Below are 25,040 nucleotides of genomic sequence, written 5' to 3'. Positions count from 1 at the left end.
CCTGACCCCATGCCGAACTCAGAAGTGAAACGCCGTAGCGCCGATGGTAGTGTGGGGTCTCCCCATGTGAGAGTAGGGAACTGCCAGGCATCAAACAAGTAAGAAGCCCATCCTCACGGATGGGCTTTTTGCGTTTTCACGCTTTAATTTATTACCAGACACTTTTCCTCCTGATGGTAACCTTCCTTATCGCCCTAACCAGCGCATAACAAATGCCGAAATCTGCGCTATATCATTGATATCTAAAAGCGGAACATCCACGGCCAGCGGGACATCACTGGCGATAGCGATGACATGTTTATCGATAATAAGTTCTTCTTCTCTGTGTCCGCAGCCCTGACGAAACAGTAAGATCTTAGCGACTGCTTCGTGCTTAAAGCCCTCAACGAGCACCAGATCCAGCGTAGAAGCATCCATTCGGCTGACCAGATACGCTAAATTAAGCTCCGGCTCATCCGGCGTTTCGGTCATTAAGGCCCAGCGTTGCGAACTGGCCACAATCGTTTGTGCTGCACCGGCTTTACGTAACTCGTAACTGTCCTTACCGGGCTTATCAACGTCCATATTATGATGGGTATGCTTAATCAGACCGGGGCGGATCCCTTGCTCGCATAATGCAGGAATCAGCTTTTTTAGTAGCGTCGTCTTTCCGGTACCACTCCAGGCGGCAATAGCCAGTGCGGGTATCATACTTTCTCCTGCCAGCGCGCCAGATCTTCTGGTGTATTCACATTCACAAAGCTTTCCTTTGTATCGCTAAAGTCGACGGAATGCCCTCCGACTTCACGCATAAAAACCATGACCCGGCGTTCTCCTCGGTTAAGGTAGTCTTGCAGTTGCGGCGCGTTGATACGGTTCACCAGGGCAATCGTTGGATGGTCACGTTCACCATCATGCACCCACACCGGATTTGTGCTCTTACATTCTGCACTTAATCGCTCGAGCAGATTGTCCGGAATGTAAGGTGTGTCGCAAGGAGAGAACAGAAACCACTCACTCTCGCACTGCTGCATAACAGACAGCATACCTGCCAGTGGACCGGGGAAATCAACCAGTTGATCTTGGTACACGGGTAAGCCGCTTGCCCGGTAGCTTTCCAGATTACGGTTTGCACTGATCACAATGTGCCCCACCTGAGGCGCCATCGCGTGTGCGACGTATTCCCACAGCGGTTTTCCTTTTAGCACCAGTAATCCTTTATCCTGACCTCCCATCCGCGAGGCTTTACCGCCTGCGAGTATCACACCTGTTACCACACCCTTTTTAATCAACCTTATCGCCTCTTTTATTGTGGGTTTGACCCTGATAACGTGTCTGTACCAAGAGTAAGGAGCACCACCATGAAATGTAAACGCCTGAATGAAGTTATCGAACTCCTCCAGCCTGCGTGGCAGAAAGAACCAGAATTAAGTCTGATGCAATTTTTACAGAAACTGGCGAATGAATCAGGTTATGAGGGAGAGCTTACCGATTTAAGTGACGACATTCTGATTTATCACCTGAAAATGCGTGACTCAGATAAAGATGCGGTAATTCCGGGTATTAAGAAGGATTATGAAGAAGATTTTAAAACTGCTTTGCTCCGCGCACGTGGCGTAATTAAAGAGTAAAAGCTTGTAAGTGAAGCCACCGAAAGCGCAGTGAAATGATATCCTCAATCATTCGGCTTTATTTGCGGATAATGGGATGAACCATAACGCTTTTACTTTCCAGACTCTCCATCCTGACACGATCATGGATGCGTTGTTTGAGCGGGGAATTCGGGTCGACTCCGGTCTTACTCCTCTTAACAGCTATGAGAACCGTGTTTACCAGTTTCAGGACGAAGACCGTCGCCGTTATGTGGTGAAGTTCTACCGTCCTGAACGCTGGTCCGCAGAACAAATCCAGGAAGAACATCGATTTGCGCTGGATCTTCTGGGTGATGAAGTTCCTGTTGCCGCACCGCTCGCCTTCGACAATCAAACCTTACTGACCCATCAGGGGTTTTATTATGCGGTTTTCCCGAGCGTCGGGGGGCGTCAGTTCGAAGCGGATAATCTGGATCAAATGGAATGGGTTGGTCGCTATCTTGGTCGCCTGCATCAAACCGGCCGTAAGGCACTATTCGTCCACCGTCCGGATATGGGGGTGAAGGAGTATCTTCTTGAGCCTCGTCAGGTCTTTGAAGATTCTGCGCTTATCCCAGCCTCGTTGAAAGACAGTTTCTTACGTGCCGCCGATCGGCTTATCGAAGCCGTCATGGCGCATTGGCATAATCGTTTTACCAATCTGCGCTTACATGGCGACTGTCATGCCGGGAATATACTCTGGCGCGATGGTCCGCTGTTTGTGGATCTGGATGACGCCCGTAATGGCCCTGCGATTCAGGATCTCTGGATGTTGTTGCATGGCGACAAAGCCGAGCAGCGCATGCAACTTGAGATGATTATCGAGGCCTATGAAGAATTCTGCGAATTTGATACGGCCGAACTCAGCCTTATTGAACCGCTTCGCGCTATGCGCCTGGTTTACTATCTGGCGTGGATTATCCGTCGCTGGGATGATCCTGCTTTTCCCAAAAACTTCCCGTGGTTAACTGGGGAAGATTACTGGCGCGATCAGACGGCAACTTTTCTTGGGCAGGTAAAGGCGTTGCAAGAACCGCCTCTACAATTAATGCCGATTTACTAATGTGTGACACATCCTGGAGAGATTTAATCATGAAGAAAATTTGGCTGGCGCTGGCAGGAATGATTCTGGCTTTTAGCGCTTCGGCAGCACAATTTACCGATGGTAAACAGTACATTACGCTCGATAAACCGGTTGCTGGCGAACCACAAGTCCTGGAGTTTTTCTCATTCTATTGCCCGCACTGTTACGACTTTGAACATGTGTGGCATGTTGCGGATGCTGTAAAACAGAAGCTGCCGGAAGGCACTAAAATGACGAAATACCATGTTGAGTTCCTTGGCCCGTTAGGCAAAGAGATGACTCAGGCATGGGCTGTTGCAATGGCTCTTGGCGTGGAAGACAAAATCACCGCACCGATGTTTGAGGCCGTGCAGAAAAGACAAACTGTTCAGTCTGTTGCTGATATCCGTGATGTCTTCATCAAAGCTGGCGTTAAAGGTGAAGAGTACGATGCGGCGTGGAATAGCTTTGTTGTGAAATCACTGGTTGCACAACAAGAGAAAGCGGCTGCTGACTTGCAGTTACAGGGTGTTCCGGCCATGTATGTTAACGGCAAATATCAGTTGAATATGCAAGGCATGGATACCAGCAGCATGGATATCTTCGTACAGCAGTATGCTGACACTGTTCGATACCTTGTTGAGAAGAAGTAATACCATCAACGCCGGTCACTGACCGGCGTTATTATATTCACGTTTGATTGCGTCAATTTGCTGGTCTTTCTCGCTCCATAACGCATTTAGCCACTGCTGAAAACCACGCTTAAAATTCTTATCGTTAACGTAATCGCCATGCAAATCTTCGTTAACCGATAACAAATTTACGCGAACAACAATGCGCGTTAACTTCCCGCTTAGCATATCAAAAAACGGTTTTTTGTCGTTTTCCGGATAGCAGAGCGTAACATCAAGCAATTTATCGAATTGCTTGCCCAAAACGCCGAGAGCCATCGCTATCCCTGCTGCTTTAGGGGGGAGCAGGTTATTGAATGCCGATCGTGTCTCGATACGTTTTTCATCGGTAAAGCGTGAACCTTCAACGAAATTCACAATGGTTGTCGGATGGAGACGAAACTTCTCGCAGGAACGGCGCGTGGTCTCTACATCTTTACCGCGCCGCTCGGGATGGCGTATCAGATAACCCCGCGAATAGCGACGCATAAACGGCATATCCAGAGCCCAGCAGGCCAGCCCAATAAAGGGAACCCAGGCCAACTGTTGCTTAAGAAAGTACTTATTCATCGGGATATGTTTGCGGAAAAGCACGCACAGCACCACGATATCTGCCCAGCTATGGTGGTTGCAGATAAGCAGGTACCAGTTCTTTTTGTTCAGCCCTTCCAGGCCTTCAATATCCCACTGGAGATGCGGGTTAAGGTGCAGCAGCCAGGCCAGTCCTTCACACCAGCAATACATCATAAAATTACAAAATGCAGAGATAGCGCGCCACAGTACCGGAATCGGCAGTAATAGCTTAAGAATACCGGCGATAATGATCGGTACAGAACAGAAGATAGTCACCAGGATGGTGAGTATGACACTCAATACCAGAGTGCATACAACGAGCAGTCTCGACATAGTTAATTTATTCAAATGGTTAATCACAGCATGCACATCATGGCGCATGCAAGGCGCTGATCTTATCAGAAAACACTTCATATGATTGGGTAAAGGTTAGCCTTAGTGTGCGGTCGTAAGGTGTTGTGCTAAATCAAATTACTTTTTCTTATATCCACATGGAGCAAATTGTCACCAAAAGGCAATAATGATCGTTTCTCTTTTTTTAATCTCTTGAAAAATAAGGATACTTACTTTTCTGCGATCGGGAAAAATGCACAATAATCCAGTCCTTAAGAAATAATTCACAAACTTATCCACAGGAATGTATGGGAAGCGATCCCGCAGATCGTGAAATCTTTTTCGGCAAATGCGGTGAAAAACTGATGTTTTCGCCCGTCTGTGGCATCCTTTAGCCATAAATTGATAAACAGGCACGGACATCATGGTTCAGATCCCAGAAAACCCACTTATCCTTGTTGACGGCTCTTCCTATCTCTACCGCGCATACCATGCGTTTCCGCCGCTGACTAACAGTGCAGGCGAGCCTACTGGCGCTATGTACGGCGTCCTGAATATGCTGCGCAGTCTGATCCTGCAGTATCAGCCGACACATGCCGCAGTGGTGTTTGATGCGAAGGGCAAAACGTTCCGTGACGAACTGTTTGAGCACTATAAATCTCACCGTCCGCCAATGCCGGACGATCTGCGCGCGCAGATCGAGCCATTGCATGAAATGGTCAAAGCGATGGGACTACCGCTGCTGGCCGTTTCGGGCGTAGAGGCTGACGATGTTATCGGCACGCTGGCGCGCGAAGCCGAAAAAGCAGGGCGTCCGGTCCTGATCAGTACCGGCGATAAAGACATGGCTCAGTTGGTAACGCCAGGTATTACGCTTATCAACACCATGACCAATACTGTCCTGGGGCCAGAAGAGGTCGTAACCAAATACGGCGTGCCGCCGGGGTTGATCATAGATTTCCTCGCTTTAATGGGCGACTCTTCAGATAACATTCCCGGTGTTCCGGGCGTGGGCGAAAAAACCGCACAGGCGTTATTACAAGGGCTTGGTGGCCTGGATACGCTGTACGCCGAGCCGGAAAAGATTGCCGAACTCTCTTTCCGTGGCGCCAAAAATATGGCGGCGAAGCTGGAGCAAAATAAAGAGGTGGCTTACCTCTCTTATCAACTGGCGACCATTAAAACGGATGTTGAGCTGGAGCTGACCTGCGAACAATTGGAAGTTCAACAACCGATAGCGGATACGCTACTCAACCTATTTAAAAAATATGAATTTAAGCGCTGGATTACAGATCTGGAAGGCGGTAAATGGCTCCAGGCAAAAGGCGCTAAACCGGCCACGAAGCCGCAAGAGACGGTTGTCGTTGAAGCTGAGGCCGAAGTGTCTGCTGCGGTCCTGTCGTTTGATAACTACGTCACCATCCTTGATGAGGACGTGTTAAACGAGTGGATTGCGAAACTCAAAAAAGCGTCAGTGTTTGCCTTCGATACCGAAACGGACAGTCTGGATAACATCAGCGCTAATCTGGTGGGGCTCTCGTTTGCGACCGAACCTGGGGTAGCAGCTTATGTTCCGGTCGCGCATGATTACCTGGATGCACCAGCCCAGATTTCGCGCGATCGGGCGCTCGAATTACTGAAAGACCTGCTTGAAGATGAGAAGGTCCAAAAAGTGGGGCAGAACCTCAAATATGACCGTGGCATTTTGCAGAATTATGGCATTGAGCTGCGTGGCATTGCCTTTGACACCATGCTGGAATCCTACACGCTGGATAGTGTCGCCGGTCGTCATGATATGGACAGTCTGTCTGATCGCTGGTTAAAGCATAAAACCATTACATTTGAAGAGATTGCGGGTAAAGGCAAAAACCAACTGACCTTTAATCAGATCGATCTGGAGCAGGCCGGGCGTTATGCTGCGGAAGATGCGGACGTCACGCTGCAACTGCACCTGAAGATGTGGCCGGAATTGCAAAAGAATGCTGGCCCTTTAAATATCTTCCAGAACATAGAGATTCCTCTGGTACCGGTGCTTTCCCGCGTAGAGCGTAATGGCGTTAATATCGATCCTGCGGTGCTGCACAAACATTCGGAAGAAATTGCCCTACGTCTGGCGGAATTAGAGAAGAAGGCCCATGAAATCGCAGGCGAGCCTTTTAACCTTTCCTCAACCAAACAGCTACAGACGATTCTTTTTGAAAAACAGGGCATCAAACCGCTGAAGAAGACACCGGGCGGCGCACCGTCAACCTCCGAGGAAGTTCTGGAAGAACTGGCGCTGGATTACCCTTTACCCAAAGTCATTCTTGAGCACCGTGGTTTGTCGAAACTGAAATCGACTTACACCGATAAGCTGCCGCTGATGATCAATCCAAAGACCGGGCGCGTACACACTTCCTATCACCAGGCTGTCACGGCGACCGGGCGTCTGTCCTCCACCGATCCCAACTTACAAAACATTCCGGTGCGCAATGAGGAAGGCCGACGTATTCGCCAGGCGTTTATCGCGCCAAAAGACTACGTCATTGTTTCCGCTGACTACTCGCAAATTGAATTGCGCATTATGGCGCATCTGTCGCGGGATAAAGGCCTGCTCTCTGCCTTTGCCGAAGGGAAGGATATCCACCGTGCAACGGCGGCCGAAGTGTTTGGTTTACCGCTGGAAAGCGTGTCTAACGAACAGCGACGCAGCGCGAAAGCTATCAACTTCGGTCTGATTTATGGCATGAGCGCGTTTGGTTTATCCCGCCAGCTCAATATCCCGCGTAAAGAGTCGCAGAAGTATATGGATCTCTACTTCGAACGCTATCCGGGTGTACTGGATTATATGGAGCGCACCCGCGCACAGGCGAAAGAGCAGGGCTATGTTGAAACCCTGGAAGGGCGTCGTCTCTATCTGCCGGACATCAAATCCAGTAACGCAGCGCGTCGGGCCGGTGCAGAGCGTGCGGCTATCAACGCACCCATGCAGGGCACGGCAGCAGACATTATCAAACGCGCAATGATTGCTGTTGATGCGTGGCTGCAAACGGAAAAACCGCGCGTGAAAATGATCATGCAGGTACACGATGAACTGGTATTTGAAGTGCATAAAGACGATGTGGATGCGGTATCGCAAAAGATCCACGAGTTGATGGAAAGCAGTACCAAACTGGATGTGCCGCTGCTGGTGGAAGTCGGTAGTGGGCAAAACTGGGATCAAGCGCACTAAGTACTGGTCACATAAGCTTCTTTTTCTGTAAGTAAGCAACATAACCAGTACATTTTGTGACGATCATTAGAATTCCCTATGTAAAGGTTGAAAAAAAACTACAAAAAGTGCTTTGTGCGAAAACGAAAAGGGAGTAGAGTTAAACACGTAGGGTACAGAGGTAAGATGTTCTATCTTTCAGACCTTTTACTTCACGTAATCGGATTTGGCTGAATATTTAGCCGCCCCAGTCAGAAATGACTGGGGCGTTTTTTATTGGGCGAAAGAAAGAAAAAGCGCGAACGAATGCCGCGCTTAAGGGTCATTCTTCGGTGGTTTGCTCGGTAATCGGCGCAATGGTGTTAAACCAGTTATCCAGCTTCTCGCGCAATTTATCTACGCCCTGCTTCTTCAATGACGAAAACGCTTCTACCTGCACGTCACCATTAAAGGCAACCACTGCTTCGCGCACCATATTAAGCTGCGCCTTACGCGCACCGCTGGCGAGCTTGTCTGCTTTCGTCAACAACACCAGAATCTGCACATTGCTCTCGACCGCCCACTGGATCATCTGCTGATCGAGATCTTTAAGCGGATGACGGATATCCATCAGCACAACCAGGCCTTGCAGGCACTGGCGCTTCTCAAGATATTCCCCTAAGGCACGCTGCCACTTGAGCTTCATCTCTTCTGGCACTTCTGCGTAACCGTAACCTGGTAAGTCCACCAGGCGTTTGCCTTCGGCCACTTCGAACAGGTTAATCAGCTGAGTACGTCCGGGTGTTTTGGATGTACGAGCCAGGCTTTTCTGATTTGTCAGCGTGTTAAGTGCGCTGGATTTCCCTGCATTGGAGCGGCCGGCAAAAGCCACTTCTATACCAGTGTCGGCGGGTAAGTGGCGAATATCAGGCGCACTGGTGACAAAATGCGTCTGTTGGTAGTTCCAGTTAGTCAAAATGGTCGTCTCCGTAATCTCGGGCATGGGGGGATTATACCTGAACCCACGTAAAAGGCTGTTTTTCTCGTCAACGGATATCTGCCAGAGAATACCCCTGTTGTTTGTAGGATATTTGCCATAAAGCTTATGCGAATTTTCAGAGAAATTGCAGGGTCATAAAAATGTAAGCTAATGAATAAAAAGGTTTTGTTATTAGAGAATTTTCTGAATTTGTGTTTTTGGGGCGTTTTGTTACTTGTGAGTTTAAATTAAGCAGGTAAAGTATTTGTAAAGGCGAGGAAGCCTGCGGGATGAAGACTTAAGGATGAGGGGTCAGGAGCGCCAGGAGGCGAAGACCAGGAAACTGTCCGGATGACAGTCTTAAAAGGGAATAAAAGGACCACAACACGGAACGTGACATGCTAAGGGAAAAACAGGGTGTGTTGTAAGCAAACAGGGAACGTTGTACCCATTGAGGGTTGAGGGTCAGAAAAAAAGGCGACAGATTACTCTGTCGCCTTTTTTCTTTGCTTGCTTTCTGCTAGATTCCGCCGCAATTCTATACTGAATAAAACCATCTAAGCCGATTATCATGAAAAAACCTTCAACCACTCCGCGCGGCAAAACACCTGGCAAAGCGCACCGTAAATCACGTGAAGAACTCAACCAGGAAGGGCGTGACCGTAAGCGCGATAAAAAACACCGTGGCAATGCGGCTGGTAGCCGTGCAAGCGGTGCGAGCGCGTCTTCTGGCTCAGGAAAAGGCGCTTCTCAGGCCGATCCACGCGTTGGCAGCAAGAAACCGATCCCACTGGGTGCGACCGAGCCCCAGGTCAAAAAGCAGCACAAACCAAAGAGCGAGAAACCTATGCTTTCACCGCAAGCTGAACTGGATCTGCTGGAGAACGATGAGCGCCTGGACGCGCTGCTGGAACGACTTGAAGAGGGCGAAACCCTGAGCGCTGAAGAGCAAAGCTGGGTAGACGCTAAACTTGACCGCATTGATGAATTAATGCAGCAACTGGGCCTCTCCTACGACGATGACGAAGAAGAAGAGGAAGAAGGCCGGGAAGATATGATGCGTCTACTCAAAGGCGGCAATTAACGGTCAGGTATGGGCCTGGCTGTCCTGCTTATAACCCTTCCGGTTATATGTTATCTGGTGTGGTTATTCGTTAAACTACAGCGGTTGTCGCGGCGCAAACTGTGGCTGCGCAACCGGCTTATGACCCGAAATGAGGTCAGGCCGGGCCGCCGTACCCGCCAGCGGCGTTATCGGAAGGAGTGAGCATGTCTGAGCAACGAATTGACTGGGATCTGGCCCTTATCCAGAAATATAACTATTCCGGGCCGCGCTACACGTCATACCCCACCGCTCTGGAATTTTCCGCTGACTATGGCGAAGAAAATTTCCGTAGTGCCGTCGCACGTTATCCAGGGCGACCGTTGTCACTGTATGTGCACATTCCGTTTTGCCATAAGCTTTGTTATTTCTGCGGCTGCAATAAGATTGTTACGCGCCAGCAGCATAAAGCTGACCAATATCTGGATGCCCTGGAACAAGAGATTATCCACCGTTCGCCGCTATTCACTGACCGTCGTGTCAGCCAGCTTCACTGGGGTGGTGGTACGCCAACCTACCTGAATAAGGCGCAAATTAGCCGCCTGATGAGCTTACTGCGTGGTCATTTTCAATTCGAGGCCGATGCGGAAATCTCCATTGAAGTTGATCCGCGTGAAATTGAGCTGGATGTCCTTGATCATTTGCGATCGGAGGGCTTTAACCGCCTGAGCATGGGCGTGCAGGACTTTAATAAAGAGGTCCAGCGGCTGGTTAACCGTGAGCAAGACGAGGCCTTCATCTTTGCGTTGATTAAACGTGCGCGCGACATTGGCTTCACCTCGACCAATATTGATTTGATTTATGGTTTGCCAAAACAGACGCCGGAAAGTTTTGCCTTTACCCTGAGTCGGGTGGCTGAGCTGAGCCCGGACCGCCTGAGCGTATTCAACTACGCGCATCTTCCCTCCCTGTTTGCGGCCCAGCGTAAAATCAAAGACGCGGATCTGCCGTCCGCTCAACAAAAGCTGGATATCCTGCAGCAGACCATTGTCTCGCTGACTGACGCGGGTTATCAGTTCATCGGCATGGACCATTTTGCCCGCCCCGATGACGAGCTGGCAGTGGCTCAGCGCGATGGTGTTCTCCACCGTAACTTCCAGGGCTACACCACCCAGGGCGATACCGATCTGTTGGGGATGGGCGTTTCTGCCATCAGTATGATTGGCGACAGTTACGCGCAGAATCAGAAAGAGTTAAAAGCGTATTACCAACAGGTGGACGAAACCGGCAATGCCTTGTGGCGGGGAATCTCATTGACCCGTGATGACTGTATTCGTCGTGATGTGATTAAAGCGCTTATTTGCCACTTCCGTCTCGATTTCAGCAGCATTGAGAATCAATGGGATTTGCGCTTTAACGACTACTTTGCCGAAGACCTGAAACTGCTAAAGCCACTGGCGACTGATGGGCTGGTGGAGATTAACGAGCAGGGTATTGAAGTAACGGCGAAAGGGCGTTTATTAATTCGCAACATCTGCATGTGCTTTGACGTGTACCTGCGCCAGAAAGCGCGGATGCAGCAGTTCTCAAGAGTCATTTAAACGGTTTCCCCGGCGGCGATGCGCTGGCCGGGGATATCAGACCGTGACCTGATAAGCGAAGCGCCTGCTGGCGCTTTAGCTAAAAAGCCCAAACAGCGCGGCGCACAATACGGCGGCGACGGCGGCTTGTGGCGTATGGCTGGCAGCGGCACTAACGCCTGCGCTGCTCGACACGATATTGATGAGTGATTCCAGCATGATGACCTCCCCGTGGACGGGCAAGATCATACTGAACTCATCGGAACAGTAAAGCGCAAAATTGCAGCAATTTGCGCTCGCTATTCAATCTTTACATTTAGCTGGATGACTACTCCATCCCCAACTCTTTCAGCTTACGCGTCAGGGTGTTACGTCCCCATCCCAGCAAGCGTGCTGCTTCTTGTTTGTGCCCCTGCGTGTGACGTAATGCAGTGGTCAACAAGGTCCGTTCCATCTCTGGTTGTGCTTCGGAAAGTAGGTTTTGATGACCGGAACGTAGCGCTCTGTCTGCCCATTGCGCCAACAGCGTTGCCCAGCTATCCGGCAGCGACTGTCCCGTGCTGCTTTCCGGGATCGTGGTTTCAAACAATTCAGCCGGTAAATCCTGAATCAGGACCTCCTGCCCGGCAGCCATCACGGTTAACCAGCGGCAGGTGTTCTCCAACTGGCGCACGTTACCCGGCCAGGCCAGGCGAGTGAGCGCCGCTTCGGTTTCCGGATGCAACTGCTTTGCTTCCACGCCCAGTTCGCGTGCGGCGACCTGAAGAAAATGGCGCGCCAGACGGGGAATATCTTCGCGACGTTCACGCAGCGGCGGAAGGTGCACGCGGATAACGTTCAGGCGGTGGAATAAATCCTCGCGGAATTTCCCTTCCTGCACCCGCATTTCCAGGTTTTGGTGCGTTGCGGCGATGATGCGAACATCGACCTTCACCGGCGCATAGCCACCGACACGGTAGAACTGTCCATCGGCCAGAACGCGCAGCAGACGGGTCTGTACATCCAGTGGCATATCACCGATTTCATCGAGAAACAGCGTACCGCCATCGGCCTGTTCGAAACGCCCCTGACGAATGGTATTGGCGCCGGTAAACGCCCCTTTCTCATGGCCAAACAGTTCGGATTCGATCAAATCTTTTGGGATGGCGGCCATGTTCAGCGCAATGAAAGGTGCTTTCACTCGCGGGCTATGGCGATGCAGCGCGTGGGCGACCAGCTCTTTACCGGTACCGGACTCACCGTTAATCAATACGCTAATAGACGAGCGCGACAGCCGGCCAATGATGCGAAAGACATCCTGCATGGCTGGCGCTTCACCAATAATATCGGTGGTTGGCCCACTTACCTGCACATTACGCGGTTGCTGCTGTTCCTGATAATGGCTGATGGCGCGCTCAACCAGCGCTACCGCTTCGTCGATATCAAATGGCTTTGGCAGATAATCAAACGCCCCTTGCTGATACGCGCTGACTGCCGCATCCAGATCGGAATGCGCGGTCATAATGATGACCGGAAGCATCGGGTGGCGCTGTTTGATTTGCTTTAACAGGGCAAGACCGTCCATACCGGGCATGCGAATATCTGACAGCAGCACGTCCGGCGTTTTGGTGGTAAGCGCATCAAGCACTTCATTTGCGTTTTCAAACGTTGTACAGCTCAAGCCAGCCCCGGTGAGCGCGCGTTCAAGCACCCAACGGATGGAGCTATCGTCATCAACGATCCAGACTATCCCTCGTTGCATAAACACCTCTATTTCCGAATAGGCAGGAACACCGAGAACTCGGTATGGCCTGGCCAACTGGTGAATTCAATTTTGCCAGAGTGTTGATCAATCAAACTTCGTGCGATAGATAACCCTAAGCCAGTACCGCCTTCACGCCCGCTCACCATCGGGTAAAACAGCGTGTCCTGCAGGTTTGACGGAATACCAGGCCCGTTATCTTCCACATCAATACGTGCCGCAAGGCGATAGCGAACGCCGTGCAGCGTGAGCTGAAACGCGGTGCGGGTACGCAGAATAATTTCGCCGCCCTCGGGTCCCAGCGCCTGGAGTGCGTTGCGAACAATGTTCAGTAGCACCTGTTCAATCTGGTCGGGATCGTGTGCCAGCTCCGGCAGGCTCGGATCATAGTCGCGCACCAGGGTGACGTTTTCGGGTAATTCCATCGACACCAGTTTCACGACACGTTCAGCGACCTTATGAATGCTTTCTGTTACGTGCATACCGGGCTGTTGTGGCCCAAGCAGTCTGTCCACCAGGTTACGCAGACGGTCGGCCTGCTCAATGATGACTTTGGTGTATTCCAGCAACGAAGGGTCAGGCAGGGCTTTGCTTAATAGCTGCGCCGCGCCACGTAAGCCTCCGAGCGGGTTTTTGATTTCATGCGCCAGGCCGCGTACAAGATCGCGCGCTGCCACTTGCTGGGCGTGCTGGAGCTGTTCCTGGCTCAGGCGTCGCTGATTGTCCATCGGTGCCATCTCCAGAAGGATGAGGCCCTCAGGCAACCGTTGCGCCGTTAACGAGAGAATATGTGAACGTCCGTCGATAACGAGGGTGACTTCATTGTCCGTAAAGCCTTGTCCGGCATCGAGACTTTCCCGCATCAGGACGATATTGAGCGAGAAATAACTCAGCAGGTCCGGCAAAGGCGTACCGAATAATTTACGGGAACTTTGCGCCAGAAGTTGTTGTGCCGCCGGGTTGGCGTAATGTACCGCCAGCTCGTCATCAACCAGCAAGATGCTGTTGATTAAAGAATTGAGGATCTGCCCAGCATCGGGCAACGAGCCACTTGCCATCCAGCAGTCTCCCAAAGAATGCACTATTTTAGTGCAGTATAGCGTTTTATAAGTAAATAAGGCGGTAATTCAGGTTGTTGGTGGAGAAAAAAGCCCATCTAGGATGGGCTGAAAGTTTCCACGGCAACAAAATATCCTATGTCTTTCTCGCTACAGCGGCGTTGGCTTCCTTCGCTTACCCCGGTCACATAGATCTCTATGCTCCCGGGGATTCACTCAATCGCCGCCTTGCTGTAACAAGAAATCCCTCGGATTTAAATTATTAAACGCTGTAGTACAGCTCGAACTCTACCGGGTGCGGCGTCATGCGTACGCGGTCGTTTTCTTCGATACGCAGAGCGATGTAAGCATCAATTGCGTCGTCGGTGAATACGCCACCCGCAGTCAGGAACTCGCGGTCTTCGTTCAGGCAGTTCAGTGCTTCTTCCAGAGAGCCTGCAACCTGCGGGATTTCTTTCGCTTCTTCAGCTGGCAGGTCATACAGGTTTTTGTCCATCGCTTCGCCCGGATGGATTTTGTTCTTGATGCCATCAAGACCAGCCATCAGCAGCGCTGCGAAGCACAGGTACGGGTTAGCAGCCGGGTCCGGGAAACGCACTTCAATACGACGCGCTTTCGGAGATGCAACCACCGGAATACGGATGGAAGCTGAACGGTTACGGGCAGAGTAAGCCAGCATGACCGGTGCTTCGTAACCCGGGACCAGACGTTTGTAGGAGTTGGTAGTCGGGTTGGACAGGGCGTTGATCGCTTTAGCGTGTTTAATAACGCCGCCGATGTAGTACAGCGCCTGCTCAGACAGACCAGCATATTTGTCGCCAGAGAACAGGTTTACGCCGTTCTTGGACAGAGACATGTGGCAGTGCATACCGGAACCGTTATCACCAAACATCGGTTTCGGCATAAAGGTTGCGGTTTTACCGAAGCGGTGAGCAACGTTGTGAACCACATATTTGTAGATCTGAATTTCGTCTGCTTTTTTGGTCATGGTATTGAAGCGGGTTGCCACTTCGTTCTGACCAGCAGTTGCAACTTCGTGGTGATGAGCTTCAACAACCAGGCCCATCTCTTCCATTACCAGACACATAGTGGAGCGCAGGTCTTGTGCGGAGTCCACTGGCGGAACCGGGAAGTAACCACCTTTAACAGCCGGACGGTGACCTTTGTTACCGCCTTCGTATTTGGTGGAGGAGTTCCATGCGCCTTCGATATCATCGATAGCAACGTGGGAACCGGAAATAGAGCTGCCGAAACGTACGTCGTCGAACAGGAAGAACTCTGGCTCAGGCCCGAACAGAACGGTGTCTGCGATGCCTGTTGCGCGCAGGTATTCTTCAGCGCGTTTTGCGATGGAGCGCGGGTCGCGATCGTAGCCCTGCATAGTGCCCGGCTCGAGGATATCGCAACGGATGATCAGAGTCGGTTCTTCGTAGAACGGGTCAATGACAGCGGTAGAGGCGTCCGGCATCAGTACCATGTCAGATTCGTTAATGCCTTTCCAGCCACCAATCGAGGAGCCATCAAACATTTTGCCTTCTTCAAAGAAGTCAGCATTTACCTGATGAGCTGGGATCGTGACGTGCTGCTCTTTACCTTTAGTGTCGGTGAAGCGCAAATCAACAAACTTGACTTCGTGCTCGTTCAGCATCGTCAAAACGTGTTCAGCGGACATACTTAAACTCTCCCGGATTTATCATTGTCGTCGTGGTAACGAGGTCTACAATTACGGCGCTAACCTGTCGTTGTTGCCATGAAAAAGATAAAGCGAAATCTATGCCAACTTTTAAATGTCACTAAAAAGGCGCTATTATGCGCACCATAGTGCAAAAGGGCTGCACCACAATGGTTATGTTGCACCAATTCAGTGCTTGCATGTGAACATTGAGCACCGAATTGGTGCAATTTTAGTTGAGCAGCCCGATTTCGCTTCGTGAAAATGATCACAAAGCAACCCTGCAATACTTGTTTGCGGGGGATGTTTGTGATCCTGTTTTGTAGTGCGATTAATCCGTGTACAATAACGCGCTATTTCTAAATGCCTGAGGCAAAGTTGTGATCGAAAATCTGCGTAACATCGCCATCATCGCGCACGTTGACCATGGTAAAACTACCCTGGTTGATAAGCTGCTGCAGCAATCCGGTACGTTTGATGCGCGTGCCGAAACTCAAGAGCGAGTGATGGACTCCAACGATTTGGAGAAAGAGCGTGGGATTACCATCCTGGCTAAAAACACCGCTATCAAATGGAATGATTACCGTATCAACATCGTTGATACCCCGGGGCACGCCGACTTCGGTGGTGAAGTTGAACGTGTCATGTCCATGGTAGATTCCGTTCTGTTGGTCGTTGATGCAATGGATGGTCCGATGCCGCAGACGCGCTTCGTGACCAAAAAAGCCTTTGCTCATGGCCTGAAACCGATTGTTGTTATCAACAAAGTCGACCGTCCGGGCGCACGTCCTGACTGGGTTGTCGATCAGGTATTCGACCTGTTCGTAAACCTTGACGCAACCGACGAACAGCTGGACTTCCCTATCGTTTACGCCTCTGCGCTGAACGGTATCGCGGGTCTGGATCACGAAGATATGGCGGAAGACATGACCCCGCTGTATCAGACCATCGTTGATCGCGTACCGGCACCAAACGTAGACCTTGATGGCCCGCTGCAGATGCAAATCTCCCAGTTGGACTACAACAACTACGTTGGCGTCATCGGTATCGGCCGTATCAAACGCGGTAAAGTGAAACCGAACCAGCAGGTCACTATCATTGATAGCGAAGGCAAAACCCGTAACGGTAAAGTCGGTAAAGTTCTGACCCACCTCGGTCTGGAGCGTATCGAGAGCGATATCGCAGAAGCGGGCGATATCATCGCGATCACCGGTCTGGGCGAGCTGAACATCTCCGACACCATCTGCGATACGCAGAATGTTGAAGCACTGCCGGCACTGTCTGTTGATGAGCCGACCGTAACCATGTTCTTCTGCGTAAACACCTCTCCGTTCTGTGGTAAAGAAGGTAAGTACGTTACCTCTCGTCAGATTCTTGACCGCCTGAACAAAGAGCTGGTACACAACGTTGCGCTGCGCGTAGAAGAAACCGAAGACGCTGATGCATTCCGCGTTTCCGGTCGTGGTGAGCTGCACCTGTCTGTACTGATCGAGAACATGCGTCGTGAAGGTTTCGAGATGGCGGTTTCCCGTCCGAAAGTTATCTTCCGCGAAATCGACGGCCGTAAACAAGAGCCGTTCGAAAACGTCACGCTGGACGTCGAAGAGCAGCACCAGGGTTCTGTGATGCAGGCACTGGGTGAGCGTAAAGGCGACCTGAAAAACATGAATCCAGATGGCAAAGGCCGCGTACGTCTCGACTACGTGATCCCAAGCCGTGGCCTGATCGGCTTCCGTTCTGAGTTCATGACCATGACCTCTGGTACGGGTCTGCTGTACTCCACGTTCAGCCACTACGACGACATTCGTCCGGGCGATGTGGGTCAGCGTCAGAACGGCGTACTGATCTCCAACGGTCAGGGTAAAGCGGTTGCGTTTGCGCTGTTCAGCCTGCAGGACCGCGGTAAACTGTTCCTGGGCCACGGCGCAGAAGTTTACGAAGGTCAGATCATCGGTATTCACAGCCGTTCTAACGACCTGACTGTAAACTGCCTGACCGGTAAGAAACTGACCAACATGCGTGCGTCCGGTACTGACGAAGCAACGGTTCTGGTTCCGCCGGTTAAGATGACCCTGGAGCAGGCTCTGGAGTTCATCGATGATGACGAACTGGTAGAAGTTACCCCGACCTCTATCCGTATTCGTAAACGTCACCTGACGGAAAACGATCGTCGTCGCGCTAACCGTGGTTCTAAAGAAGACTAATCTTCTTTTTTAACCAGGTAGGTGATGCCGGGCGGGCCTAATGGCCAGCCGGAAAAAAAGCCGCTGCTCTCAGCGGCTTTTTCTTTTGCTGAGTGCTTACCACCTGATGAATGGGGAGGCTTTTTTCATCATCGTTTGTCCGGGAACCTCTACCCATCACAATCCTGTTGCTCGCCAGCGCGGGCAAACTATTCAACTTCTGACTTTCCCGCTACAGTTAACTTTCCACGGAAAATAAGGAGAGAGAGATGCTCTATATCTTTGATTTGGGTAACGTGATCGTTGATATCGACTTCAATCGGGTGCTGGGCGTATGGAGTGACTTTAGCCGCGTGCCGCTTGCGACGCTCAAACAGAGTTTCACGATGGGCGAGACGTTCCAGCTTCATGAGCGGGGTGAAATCAGTGATGAAGATTTTGCCAAAGCGCTCTGTGAAGAGATGTCTATGTCGTTAAGCTTTGAGCAGTTCGCAACGGGCTGGCAGGCGGTTTTTGTCTCCCTGCGTAAGGACGTTATCAGCATCATGCAAAAACTGCGTGAGCAGGGGCACCGCGTGGTCGTGCTCTCCAATACCAACAGTCTTCATACCACGTACTGGCCGGATCAATACCCGGAAATTTTGGCTGCCGCCGACCATATTTATCTTTCGCAAGATATGGGAATGCGTAAGCCGGAAGTACGCATCTACCAACGTGTTCTCGAACTGGAAGGCTATAGCGCTGATAATACTGTCTTTTTCGATGATAATGCCAATAATATAGAAGGGGCTAACCAGTTGGGGATCACCAGTATTCTGGTGACGGGTAAGAACACCCTCCCTGACTATTTTGCGAAGCAGTTATGCTGAAATTTATTCGCCATAAAACGAAACACCATACGCGACCCATTTGGTCGTGGCTGAAATTACTCTGGCTGCGTATTGATGAAGACCACATGACAACACTGGCGGGAAATCTCGCCTATGTTTCGTTGCTTTCATTGGTGCCACTCATTGCCGTTATCTTTGCGTTATTTGCCGCTTTTCCGATGTTTTCTGAGGTTAGCATCCAACTGCGTCACTTTGTTTTTGCTAATTTTATTCCGACTACCGGCGATGTGATTCAACGCTATATCGAACAGTTCGTTGCCAATTCAAGCAAAATGACCGCCGTCGGAGCATGTGGGCTGGTGGTCACCTCATTACTGTTGATGTACTCCATCGACAGCGCCCTCAATTCTATCTGGCGCAGTACGCGCGTGCGTCCGCGGATATACTCCTTTGCTGTCTACTGGATGATTTTGACGCTGGGGCCGCTGCTTGCCGGGGCAAGCCTGGCGATAAGCTCTTACTTACTCTCTCTGCGCTGGGCCAGCGGGCTCAATGGCGCGATAGATAATATGCTGCGCGTTTTCCCGCTCATTTTGTCGTGGATCTCTTTTTGGTTGTTGTACAGCATTGTACCAACCACCCGCGTGCCCAATCGTGATGCAGTGATTGGTGCTTTTATCGCCGCTCTATTGTTTGAAGCGGGGAAAAAAGGGTTTGCGCTTTATATCACCACATTTCCTTCTTACCAGCTCATTTATGGCGTGCTGGCGGTGGTCCCGATTTTGTTTCTGTGGGTCTACTGGACATGGTGTATCGTCTTGCTTGGCGCTGAAATAACTGTCACTCTCGGTGAATATCGACGATTAAAAAAAGCCGCAGAACAAGAAGAAGACCAACCATGATTGCATTGATACAACGTGTATCCCAGGCCAGCGTTACCGTGGCGGGAGAAGTGACGGGTGAAATCGGTCCGGGACTTTTGGTGTTGTTAGGTGTCGAAAGGGAAGATGACGAGCAAAAAGCGAACCGCCTGTGCGAGCGCGTACTGGGGTATCGTATTTTCAGTGACGCTGACGGCAAGATGAACCTCAATGTTCAGCAGTCCGGCGGCAGCGTGCTGGTGGTGTCACAATTTACGCTGGCGGCGGATACCGAACGTGGCATGCGTCCTGGCTTTTCCAGAGGGGCCGCGCCGGAAAAGGCGGAGGCGCTGTATGACTATTTCGTCAGTCGCTGCCGTAGCCAGCAGATAGAAACACAGACCGGACGATTCGCCGCAGATATGCAGGTATCGCTGGTTAATGACGGCCCCGTAACGTTCTGGTTGCAAGTATGAGCCAGCTTGCGGAGTTGCCACGGGTAACAAGAGAGAATACAGCTATGTATCACCTTCGCGTACCGCAAACAGAAGAAGAGCTAGAGCTTTACTACCAGTTCCGTTGGGAGATGCTGCGCAAGCCATTGCATCAGCCGAAAGGCTCCGAACGTGACGCCTGGGATGCCATGGCCCATCATCAAATGGTTGTGGATGAAGAAGGCGAAATCGTTGCCGTTGGTCGGTTATATATCAATGCTGACAATGAGGCTTCGATCCGTTTTATGGCCGTCCACCCCTCCGTGCAGGATAAAGGGCTCGGCACGCTGATGGCGATGACGCTGGAGTCTGTCGCGCGCCAGGAAGGTGTGAAGCGGGTGACCTGTAGCGCACGTGAAGATGCGGTAGAGTTCTTTGCAAAGCTGGGTTTTATCAATGAGGGCGAAATCACCGCCCCGCAAACCACCCCGGTGCGCCATTTCCTGATGATCAAACCCGTGGCGACGCTGGATGATATTCTGCATCGCGGCGACTGGTGTGGGCAGTTGCAGCAGGCCTGGTATCAGCATATTCCACTCAGCGAAAAGATGGGTGTGCGCATTCAGCAGTACACCGGTCAGAAATTTATCACCACCATGCCGGAGACGGGCAACCAGAACCCGCACCATACGCTGTTCGCCGGAAGCCTGTTCTCGCTGGCGACGCTAACGGGCTGGGGGCTTATCTGGTTGATGCTGCGTGAGCGGCATCTGGGCGGAACGATTATTCTTGCCGATGCGCATATCCGTTACAGCACGCCAATCACGGGTAAACCGAGCGCGATTGCCGATCTCGGCTCTCTGAGCGGTGACCTCGACAGACTGGCTCGCGGGCGTAAAGCACGTGTTCAGTTGCAGGTTGAACTGTTTGGCGACGATAAACAGGGTGCCTTGTTTGAGGCGGTTTATATCGTGTTACCCGCTAAACCTTATGGCGCTTATGAAGAAGGCGGCAACGAAGAAGAGTGATTAGCGAGTCCGGCGCCAGCGCCGGGCTCAACCCAGGCAAAATAAAGCTATTCGGCAAAGTAAAACCATGCGGTTTTAATCAAACCATCCTGAATCTCATATACCGCCATATTCTCGATAACCTGCTCGCCGATGCCATAGATTTTTTCGTGATCGAACACCTTATTTCCCATCACGGTGCGGCTAAGCAACTCCGCCCTCAGCGCCGGGTTGTTAAAACGATGCTGGCTGTAAAATGCGCGCAGCGCTTCCCGGCCAGCGGTGGAAGGGGATGTGGCGGGCATACGCCATGCGGTAAAATCTTCGCTAAAACAGGCCACGAACATCTCAATGTCATGGGCGTTATAAGCGGCAAATTGTTTTTCGACGGGCGCAACGATGGACATGGTGTTTCCTTGCTTCGTTAAGGGGTGTTTCTTCCTTTCAGCTATCTCTTGCAGCGTTAATGAACTTTCGCCGCTACGCAAACCTTCATTAAGTTCTCAATGTGGTAACGCTCTCAACCGCCATGCCACATCTCTTATCGCCCCGCGAGCTGTTTTGCTGATGCCAGCAAGCTGAAAGAAACCGTGAATCACCCCAAGATGGTGCTGGCAGGAACATGCCACCCCTTGCTCGGTCAGCCGTTGAAACAACGCTTCGCCTTCATCGCAGAGCGGGTCATATTCGGCAGTAAGAATATGCACCGGAGGAAGACCGTTAAAATCATCGCGCCAGAGCGGGCTGGCTTCCGGATGCATGGGATCCGTGTCACCGAGATATAGCTCGTAGCCACTGAGCAGCGTGTCACGGGTAATCACGTAGTCCTCGCCGTTGCTGGTATAGCTTTCAAAATAGGCGGTCGCATCGAGCATGGGATAAATCAGGATCAATTGAGCAGGTTGCCATACCTGCGCGGCTTTAAGACGAAGTGCCGTAACCAGCGCCAGATGACCACCCGCGCTGTCTCCTGCGAGGGTAACTTTTTGCCGATCCACGCCCAGCTCATCGGCGTATTGCCAGATAATTTCTGCCCCTCTGTACGCGTCATCATGCGCGGCAGGAAAGGGATGTTCCGGGGCCAGACGATATTGCACCGCAATCACCCGACAGCCGCTATGAAAAGCGAGCTGGCGCAACTGGTTGTCATGGGTGGCAAACTCGCCGCTGATAAAGCAGCCGCCGTGGTAATAGACAAGCGTTGGCAATGGGCCGGTTGCCTCAAGCGGGGAGATCACGCGAAACGCCATACCGTCGAGATGCATATCTTCTACGTTTACCCGGGTTTCCGTTTCGCCCGCCAGCACGGTACTGGCGATGTAGCCCGCCCTCCGTTCATCAATACTTTTATCTCGTGAGGATGGCCGCCCGGCGGCAATAAACTCCCTGACCAGCTCTGCAATTCCGATTTCCAGCGCCATTACCACATCTCCATTCTGTATATATATCCAGTGTTATAACCTGGATTGACGTCGGTGGGAAAGGTGATTTTCAGGAGGCGAGTGACTCTGGAAAGCGTCTCGCAAAGATGAAATACAGGCAGAAAGGCGCCTTATTCATGCACAGGTTAGATTGCAGAGCGGAGCGGTAAACTGCGGCAAGAATATGGCATGACGCAGCCAGACGCCATAATCCTGGCGACAGCGCAGCTTCATCGCTGTGAACGGGTGACACGAAATACCCGTGATTTTGCCGGTGTAGCGGGAGTGATCACACCGTATCAACTGTAGCCGGGCGCATGGGCAACCCGGCACAGTTAATGGCGCTTACTCCCCTTCGCCCGGGAAGAGGAATGGATTGATGGAACTGCGGGCGAACCCTTCCTGTTCCATACGGGCATCAAGCACCAGCGAAGCTAAATCATCGGCAACAGGCTCCACATTCGGATCTTTTTCCTGATACAGAATCTTCAGATAGGTGCCGCAATCGCCACAGCTTTCGGCTTTGATTGCCGCCTTCTCGTTGTCCAGCGACCAGTAGTGTAAGTCGCGAGTCTGCTCGCAGTTGCTGCATTTGACGCGCACCACGTGCCACTCGGTTTCACAAAGATTGCAGTGCAGATAGCGCAACCCCTGGGTGGTGCCGATATGCACAACGCTTGAAACAGGTATCGATCCGCATACCGGGCAGAACTGACGCTGCTCGCCATATTCCGCACGGGCTTTGCCGGGGATCAGGCTGGCCATTTGCGACCAGTAGAGAGAAAGCGCAGCCCAAATAAACGGCGCTTTATCGCTACTCACCGCGCTAAAATCAGACGCAAACAGCGCGCTGGCCATCTGTTCCAGCTCCTGTTCGGAGGATTTTTCCAGATTTTCAATGACGGCCAGCGCAGGTCCACTCATTTCCGGTTTGAGTTCGGCAATGAGGGAATGCAGCAGCCGGTGCCAGTGCTTATCGCGCGGCAGGACATGGATATCCAGCGGCGGCTTGCCCTCAGCGGCGGCCTGTTTGATACGTGCTGTCAGATCGATTTCCAGCGGGTGGTCATACAGCACCACCTCCTGGGCATGGGCGATCAGCGCGGCAAAACGCAGGTAATCACCCAGCGGATTGTGCTCTGCTAACGCACGCAGGCGTTCTGCCCGGCGGTTATAGAGATTTTTCAGTCTGGGGAATAATAACGGCGGAATCACTTCCGCCGTGCGTTTCTCGCTCTTCTCCAGCTCGTCTTGCGGGATTATGCGAATACTCATTCCGTCGTTTTTTCCTCTTTCTGGCGGACTTCACGGTACCAGCGCGGGTGATGTTTCTTCGCCCACGTTTTGGTTACCCAGCCTTCCACCATGGCGGTTATCGTGCCCTTCACCCATAGTGCGGCGTAGATATGCACCATAATAACCACAATTAACGCTACTGCGGCAAACGAATGAACCATAATCGCAATTCGAATGACCGGGATAGAGAAAACGGGTGCGAAGTACGGACGCCACATGATGATGCCGCTCACCAGCAACAACACCAGGAAGAGAATCGCCGCCCAGAACACACATTTCTGGCCGAAGTTATAGCGCCCGGTATCACCCACTTCCTCGTTGACGACGATCTTACGAATATTCTTCGCCCAAAAGATATCATCCCGATTGATTAGGTTGTGATGCCAGTAGCGGAAGAACATGATGATGAACGACGCGAACATCACCACCCCAACAAACGGGTGCAGAATACGCGCTAACTGCGGCGTACCCAGAATGTGCATCAGCCAGTTAAAGGACGGGAAGAAAAAGCCCAGCCCGCTCACCGCCGCCAGCACGAAGCAGAAGGCGGTGACCCAATGGTTGATGCGTTCCGGCGCCGTGTAGCGCACGATGGTGTCACGTCTTTTCATTTGCGCACCTCGTCTTTTTCTTCATGCAGATTGTCGTCTTCTTCCTCTGCGCGGTTTGGACCGACACCGACGTAGTGGAAGATACTGGCTGCAAATGTCGCTGCAAAACCCACAGCGGCCAGCGGCTTCCAGATACCTTTCCAGAACTTCACGGTTGCGCTGATTTCCGGGTTTTCCGGCAGGCCGTGATACAGATTCGGCTTGTCGGCATGGTGCAGTACGTACATGACGTGTGTACCACCAACGCCGGCCGGATCGTACAGGCCCGCATTGTCATAACCCCGAGTTTTCAGCTCCGCCACGCGTTCGCCTGCCAGCGTTTTCATATCCTCTTTGCTACCAAAGTGGATAGCGCCGGTCGGGCACGTTTTCACGCAGGCCGGTTCCTGACCGACGGTAACGCGGTCTACGCACAGCGTACATTTGTAGACGCGGTTGTCTTCCGGGTTCAGGCGCGGCACGTTGAACGGGCAGCCTGCAATGCAGTAGCCGCAGCCAATACACTGTTCAGACTGGAAGTCGACAATCCCGTTGGCATACTGAATGATAGCCCCTTCTGAGGGACATGCCTTCAGACAACCCGGATCGGCACAGTGCATGCAGCCGTCTTTGCGGATAAGCCATTCCAGTTTGTCGTTCTGCTCCACTTCGGAAAAACGCATAACTGTCCATGACTTAGCGGTCAGGTCAGCCGGGTTATCGTAAACCCCGACGTTATGTCCCACTTCATCACGAATATCGTTCCACTCCGAGCAGGCTACCTGACAGGCTTTACACCCAATACAGGTGGTGACGTCGATAAGCTTCGCCACCTCCTGCTGGTGATCCCGCGCCTGTGGCGCGGGGGTAAAACCGTTAGTGGCGGAACGACGGATAATATCTTGAGATTGGTAAGCCATAATTCGTC

25 protein-coding genes, 1 rRNA gene and 1 pseudogene are annotated in these 25,040 nt (G+C 51.7%); 14 read left to right on the top strand and 13 right to left on the bottom strand.

The window, feature by feature from the left end:
* Window positions 1-89: ribosomal RNA gene (gene rrf, locus ABIB59_RS24060) — 5S ribosomal RNA — on the top strand; the annotation flags it as partial.
* Between the two features lie 97 nt (window positions 90-186).
* Here rrf and mobB read toward each other — a convergent pair.
* Window positions 187-690, bottom strand: coding sequence for a molybdopterin-guanine dinucleotide biosynthesis protein MobB (gene mobB, locus ABIB59_RS24055; protein ID WP_125125609.1), 504 nt, complete (start codon window positions 688-690; stop codon window positions 187-189).
* Window positions 687-1,271: a molybdenum cofactor guanylyltransferase MobA gene (gene mobA, locus ABIB59_RS24050; RefSeq protein WP_125125608.1), complete on the bottom strand. Its 585-nt coding sequence runs from the start codon at window positions 1,269-1,271 to the stop codon at window positions 687-689. The genes mobB and mobA overlap by 4 nt, the downstream gene beginning before the upstream one ends.
* A gap of 69 nt (window positions 1,272-1,340) precedes the next feature.
* On the opposite strand from mobA, the gene ABIB59_RS24045 reads away from it, so the two are divergent.
* The 3 genes from ABIB59_RS24045 (at window position 1,341) to dsbA (ending at window position 3,326) form a co-directional block, all read left to right on the top strand.
* The gene (locus ABIB59_RS24045) at window positions 1,341-1,610 is read left to right on the top strand and encodes a YihD family protein (RefSeq protein ID WP_039077379.1); all 270 of its coding nucleotides are present in this window, start codon (window positions 1,341-1,343) and stop codon (window positions 1,608-1,610) included.
* A 76-nt stretch (window positions 1,611-1,686) separates the two neighbouring features.
* Window positions 1,687-2,673: a serine/threonine protein kinase gene (locus ABIB59_RS24040; RefSeq protein ID WP_108702257.1), complete on the top strand. Its 987-nt coding sequence runs from the start codon at window positions 1,687-1,689 to the stop codon at window positions 2,671-2,673.
* Window positions 2,674-2,702: 29 nt separating this feature from the next.
* A complete protein-coding gene (dsbA, locus tag ABIB59_RS24035) occupies window positions 2,703-3,326 on the top strand; it encodes a thiol:disulfide interchange protein DsbA (RefSeq protein WP_354037294.1) in 624 nt (207 codons plus the stop codon).
* Window positions 3,327-3,341: 15 nt separating this feature from the next.
* Here the strand turns inward: dsbA and yihG are convergent, their stop codons facing one another.
* Complete coding sequence (yihG, locus tag ABIB59_RS24030) at window positions 3,342-4,250, bottom strand: 1-acylglycerol-3-phosphate O-acyltransferase, YihG family (protein ID WP_039077390.1); 909 nt, start codon at window positions 4,248-4,250, stop codon at window positions 3,342-3,344.
* A 424-nt stretch (window positions 4,251-4,674) separates the two neighbouring features.
* Between yihG and polA the strand changes: the two genes are divergently transcribed.
* Window positions 4,675-7,461 (top strand): DNA polymerase I, encoded by a 2,787-nt coding sequence (gene polA / locus ABIB59_RS24025; protein WP_079498715.1) that lies wholly within the window; start codon window positions 4,675-4,677, stop codon window positions 7,459-7,461.
* A 165-nt stretch (window positions 7,462-7,626) separates the two neighbouring features.
* Window positions 7,627-7,674 carry a small protein SpfP gene (spfP, locus tag ABIB59_RS26450; protein ID WP_071892919.1) on the top strand — a complete coding sequence of 16 codons (48 nt, stop codon included), beginning with the start codon at window positions 7,627-7,629 and terminating at the stop codon, window positions 7,672-7,674.
* 88 nt (window positions 7,675-7,762) lie between these two features.
* Here spfP and yihA read toward each other — a convergent pair whose 3' ends face one another.
* Entirely contained in the window at window positions 7,763-8,395 is a 633-nt protein-coding gene (gene yihA, locus ABIB59_RS24020) for a ribosome biogenesis GTP-binding protein YihA/YsxC (protein WP_103245895.1), read from the bottom strand.
* Window positions 8,396-8,969: 574 nt separating this feature from the next.
* Here yihA and yihI point away from each other — a divergent pair.
* Window positions 8,970-9,482, top strand: a complete 513-nt coding sequence (gene yihI, locus ABIB59_RS24015) for a Der GTPase-activating protein YihI (protein WP_039077374.1) — start codon at window positions 8,970-8,972, stop codon at window positions 9,480-9,482.
* A 185-nt stretch (window positions 9,483-9,667) separates the two neighbouring features.
* A complete protein-coding gene (gene hemN, locus ABIB59_RS24010; protein ID WP_071194770.1) occupies window positions 9,668-11,041 on the top strand; it encodes an oxygen-independent coproporphyrinogen III oxidase in 1,374 nt (457 codons plus the stop codon).
* A 75-nt stretch (window positions 11,042-11,116) separates the two neighbouring features.
* Here hemN and ABIB59_RS24005 read toward each other — a convergent pair whose 3' ends face one another.
* The 4 genes from ABIB59_RS24005 to glnA all read right to left on the bottom strand — a co-directional run bounded on the left by ABIB59_RS24005 (window position 11,117) and on the right by glnA (window position 15,491).
* Window positions 11,117-11,239: a YshB family small membrane protein gene (locus tag ABIB59_RS24005; RefSeq protein WP_139153727.1), complete on the bottom strand. Its 123-nt coding sequence runs from the start codon at window positions 11,237-11,239 to the stop codon at window positions 11,117-11,119.
* 109 nt (window positions 11,240-11,348) lie between these two features.
* Window positions 11,349-12,761: a nitrogen regulation protein NR(I) gene (gene glnG, locus ABIB59_RS24000; RefSeq protein WP_039077372.1), complete on the bottom strand. Its 1,413-nt coding sequence runs from the start codon at window positions 12,759-12,761 to the stop codon at window positions 11,349-11,351.
* Between the two features lie 8 nt (window positions 12,762-12,769).
* Window positions 12,770-13,819 (bottom strand): nitrogen regulation protein NR(II), encoded by a 1,050-nt coding sequence (gene glnL, locus ABIB59_RS23995; RefSeq protein WP_071194771.1) that lies wholly within the window; start codon window positions 13,817-13,819, stop codon window positions 12,770-12,772.
* A 262-nt stretch (window positions 13,820-14,081) separates the two neighbouring features.
* The gene (gene glnA / locus ABIB59_RS23990; RefSeq protein ID WP_039077370.1) at window positions 14,082-15,491 is read right to left on the bottom strand and encodes a glutamate--ammonia ligase; all 1,410 of its coding nucleotides are present in this window, start codon (window positions 15,489-15,491) and stop codon (window positions 14,082-14,084) included.
* Between the two features lie 380 nt (window positions 15,492-15,871).
* Between glnA and typA the strand changes: the two genes are divergently transcribed.
* From typA to fabY, 5 genes are all read left to right on the top strand, one after another.
* Complete coding sequence (gene typA / locus ABIB59_RS23985; protein ID WP_039077369.1) at window positions 15,872-17,695, top strand: ribosome-dependent GTPase TypA; 1,824 nt, start codon at window positions 15,872-15,874, stop codon at window positions 17,693-17,695.
* Between the two features lie 248 nt (window positions 17,696-17,943).
* On the top strand, window positions 17,944-18,543 hold the full coding sequence (gene yihX, locus ABIB59_RS23980; protein WP_039077368.1) for a glucose-1-phosphatase: 600 nt from the start codon (window positions 17,944-17,946) through the stop codon (window positions 18,541-18,543).
* Entirely contained in the window at window positions 18,537-19,406 is an 870-nt protein-coding gene (locus ABIB59_RS23975; protein WP_354037289.1) for a virulence factor BrkB family protein, read from the top strand. Before yihX ends, ABIB59_RS23975 begins: the two co-directional genes overlap by 7 nt.
* Entirely contained in the window at window positions 19,403-19,840 is a 438-nt protein-coding gene (gene dtd, locus ABIB59_RS23970; protein ID WP_047372414.1) for a D-aminoacyl-tRNA deacylase, read from the top strand. The genes ABIB59_RS23975 and dtd overlap by 4 nt, the downstream gene beginning before the upstream one ends.
* A 44-nt stretch (window positions 19,841-19,884) precedes the next feature.
* Window positions 19,885-20,826 (top strand): fatty acid biosynthesis protein FabY, encoded by a 942-nt coding sequence (gene fabY / locus ABIB59_RS23965; RefSeq protein WP_039077365.1) that lies wholly within the window; start codon window positions 19,885-19,887, stop codon window positions 20,824-20,826.
* Window positions 20,827-20,873: 47 nt separating this feature from the next.
* On the opposite strand, the gene ABIB59_RS23960 is transcribed toward fabY, so the two are convergent.
* Both ABIB59_RS23960 and ABIB59_RS23955 read right to left on the bottom strand, forming a co-directional pair.
* The gene (locus ABIB59_RS23960) at window positions 20,874-21,212 is read right to left on the bottom strand and encodes a nuclear transport factor 2 family protein (RefSeq protein ID WP_071194774.1); all 339 of its coding nucleotides are present in this window, start codon (window positions 21,210-21,212) and stop codon (window positions 20,874-20,876) included.
* Window positions 21,213-21,308: 96 nt separating this feature from the next.
* On the bottom strand, window positions 21,309-22,226 hold the full coding sequence (locus ABIB59_RS23955; RefSeq protein ID WP_334750023.1) for an alpha/beta hydrolase: 918 nt from the start codon (window positions 22,224-22,226) through the stop codon (window positions 21,309-21,311).
* Between the two features lie 150 nt (window positions 22,227-22,376).
* Here ABIB59_RS23955 and ABIB59_RS23950 point away from each other — a divergent pair.
* A pseudogene (locus tag ABIB59_RS23950) lies at window positions 22,377-22,535 on the top strand (PIN domain-containing protein); the annotation flags it as partial.
* Window positions 22,536-22,571: 36 nt separating this feature from the next.
* Here ABIB59_RS23950 and fdhE read toward each other — a convergent pair.
* The 3 genes from fdhE to fdxH are packed head-to-tail and all read right to left on the bottom strand — an operon-like array spanning window position 22,572 to window position 25,032.
* Window positions 22,572-23,501 (bottom strand): formate dehydrogenase accessory protein FdhE, encoded by a 930-nt coding sequence (gene fdhE / locus ABIB59_RS23945; protein ID WP_039077362.1) that lies wholly within the window; start codon window positions 23,499-23,501, stop codon window positions 22,572-22,574.
* Window positions 23,498-24,133 carry a formate dehydrogenase cytochrome b556 subunit gene (gene fdoI / locus ABIB59_RS23940; protein WP_039077361.1) on the bottom strand — a complete coding sequence of 212 codons (636 nt, stop codon included), beginning with the start codon at window positions 24,131-24,133 and terminating at the stop codon, window positions 23,498-23,500. The genes fdhE and fdoI overlap by 4 nt, the downstream gene beginning before the upstream one ends.
* Window positions 24,130-25,032, bottom strand: a complete 903-nt coding sequence (gene fdxH, locus ABIB59_RS23935; protein WP_039077360.1) for a formate dehydrogenase subunit beta — start codon at window positions 25,030-25,032, stop codon at window positions 24,130-24,132. Before fdxH ends, fdoI begins: the two co-directional genes overlap by 4 nt.
* Window positions 25,033-25,040 lie beyond the last annotated feature (8 nt).

The organism is Citrobacter sp. UYEF32 (assembly GCF_040546205.1).
GTDB classification, from domain to species: Bacteria; Pseudomonadota; Gammaproteobacteria; order Enterobacterales; family Enterobacteriaceae; genus Phytobacter; species Phytobacter diazotrophicus.
This window is presented reverse-complemented; position numbering and strand designations above follow the sequence as displayed.

Excerpts from the sequence above, each read along its gene's own strand:
- mobB (WP_125125609.1), bottom strand. The coding sequence starts at position 690 with ATGATACCCGCACTGGCTATTGCCGCCTGGAGTGGTACCGGAAAGACG.
- ABIB59_RS24045 (WP_039077379.1), top strand. The coding sequence starts at position 1,341 with ATGAAATGTAAACGCCTGAATGAAGTTATCGAACTCCTCCAGCCTGCG.
- ABIB59_RS24040 (WP_108702257.1), top strand. The coding sequence starts at position 1,687 with ATGAACCATAACGCTTTTACTTTCCAGACTCTCCATCCTGACACGATC.
- dsbA (WP_354037294.1), top strand. The coding sequence starts at position 2,703 with ATGAAGAAAATTTGGCTGGCGCTGGCAGGAATGATTCTGGCTTTTAGC.
- yihG (WP_039077390.1), bottom strand. The coding sequence starts at position 4,250 with ATGTCGAGACTGCTCGTTGTATGCACTCTGGTATTGAGTGTCATACTC.
- polA (WP_079498715.1), top strand. The coding sequence starts at position 4,675 with ATGGTTCAGATCCCAGAAAACCCACTTATCCTTGTTGACGGCTCTTCC.
- yihI (WP_039077374.1), top strand. The coding sequence starts at position 8,970 with ATGAAAAAACCTTCAACCACTCCGCGCGGCAAAACACCTGGCAAAGCG.
- hemN (WP_071194770.1), top strand. The coding sequence starts at position 9,668 with ATGTCTGAGCAACGAATTGACTGGGATCTGGCCCTTATCCAGAAATAT.
- ABIB59_RS24005 (WP_139153727.1), bottom strand. The coding sequence starts at position 11,239 with ATGCTGGAATCACTCATCAATATCGTGTCGAGCAGCGCAGGCGTTAGT.
- glnG (WP_039077372.1), bottom strand. The coding sequence starts at position 12,761 with ATGCAACGAGGGATAGTCTGGATCGTTGATGACGATAGCTCCATCCGT.
- glnL (WP_071194771.1), bottom strand. The coding sequence starts at position 13,819 with ATGGCAAGTGGCTCGTTGCCCGATGCTGGGCAGATCCTCAATTCTTTA.
- glnA (WP_039077370.1), bottom strand. The coding sequence starts at position 15,491 with ATGTCCGCTGAACACGTTTTGACGATGCTGAACGAGCACGAAGTCAAG.
- yihX (WP_039077368.1), top strand. The coding sequence starts at position 17,944 with ATGCTCTATATCTTTGATTTGGGTAACGTGATCGTTGATATCGACTTC.
- ABIB59_RS23975 (WP_354037289.1), top strand. The coding sequence starts at position 18,537 with ATGCTGAAATTTATTCGCCATAAAACGAAACACCATACGCGACCCATT.
- dtd (WP_047372414.1), top strand. The coding sequence starts at position 19,403 with ATGATTGCATTGATACAACGTGTATCCCAGGCCAGCGTTACCGTGGCG.
- fabY (WP_039077365.1), top strand. The coding sequence starts at position 19,885 with ATGTATCACCTTCGCGTACCGCAAACAGAAGAAGAGCTAGAGCTTTAC.
- ABIB59_RS23960 (WP_071194774.1), bottom strand. The coding sequence starts at position 21,212 with ATGTCCATCGTTGCGCCCGTCGAAAAACAATTTGCCGCTTATAACGCC.
- ABIB59_RS23955 (WP_334750023.1), bottom strand. The coding sequence starts at position 22,226 with ATGGCGCTGGAAATCGGAATTGCAGAGCTGGTCAGGGAGTTTATTGCC.
- fdhE (WP_039077362.1), bottom strand. The coding sequence starts at position 23,501 with ATGAGTATTCGCATAATCCCGCAAGACGAGCTGGAGAAGAGCGAGAAA.
- fdoI (WP_039077361.1), bottom strand. The coding sequence starts at position 24,133 with ATGAAAAGACGTGACACCATCGTGCGCTACACGGCGCCGGAACGCATC.
- fdxH (WP_039077360.1), bottom strand. The coding sequence starts at position 25,032 with ATGGCTTACCAATCTCAAGATATTATCCGTCGTTCCGCCACTAACGGT.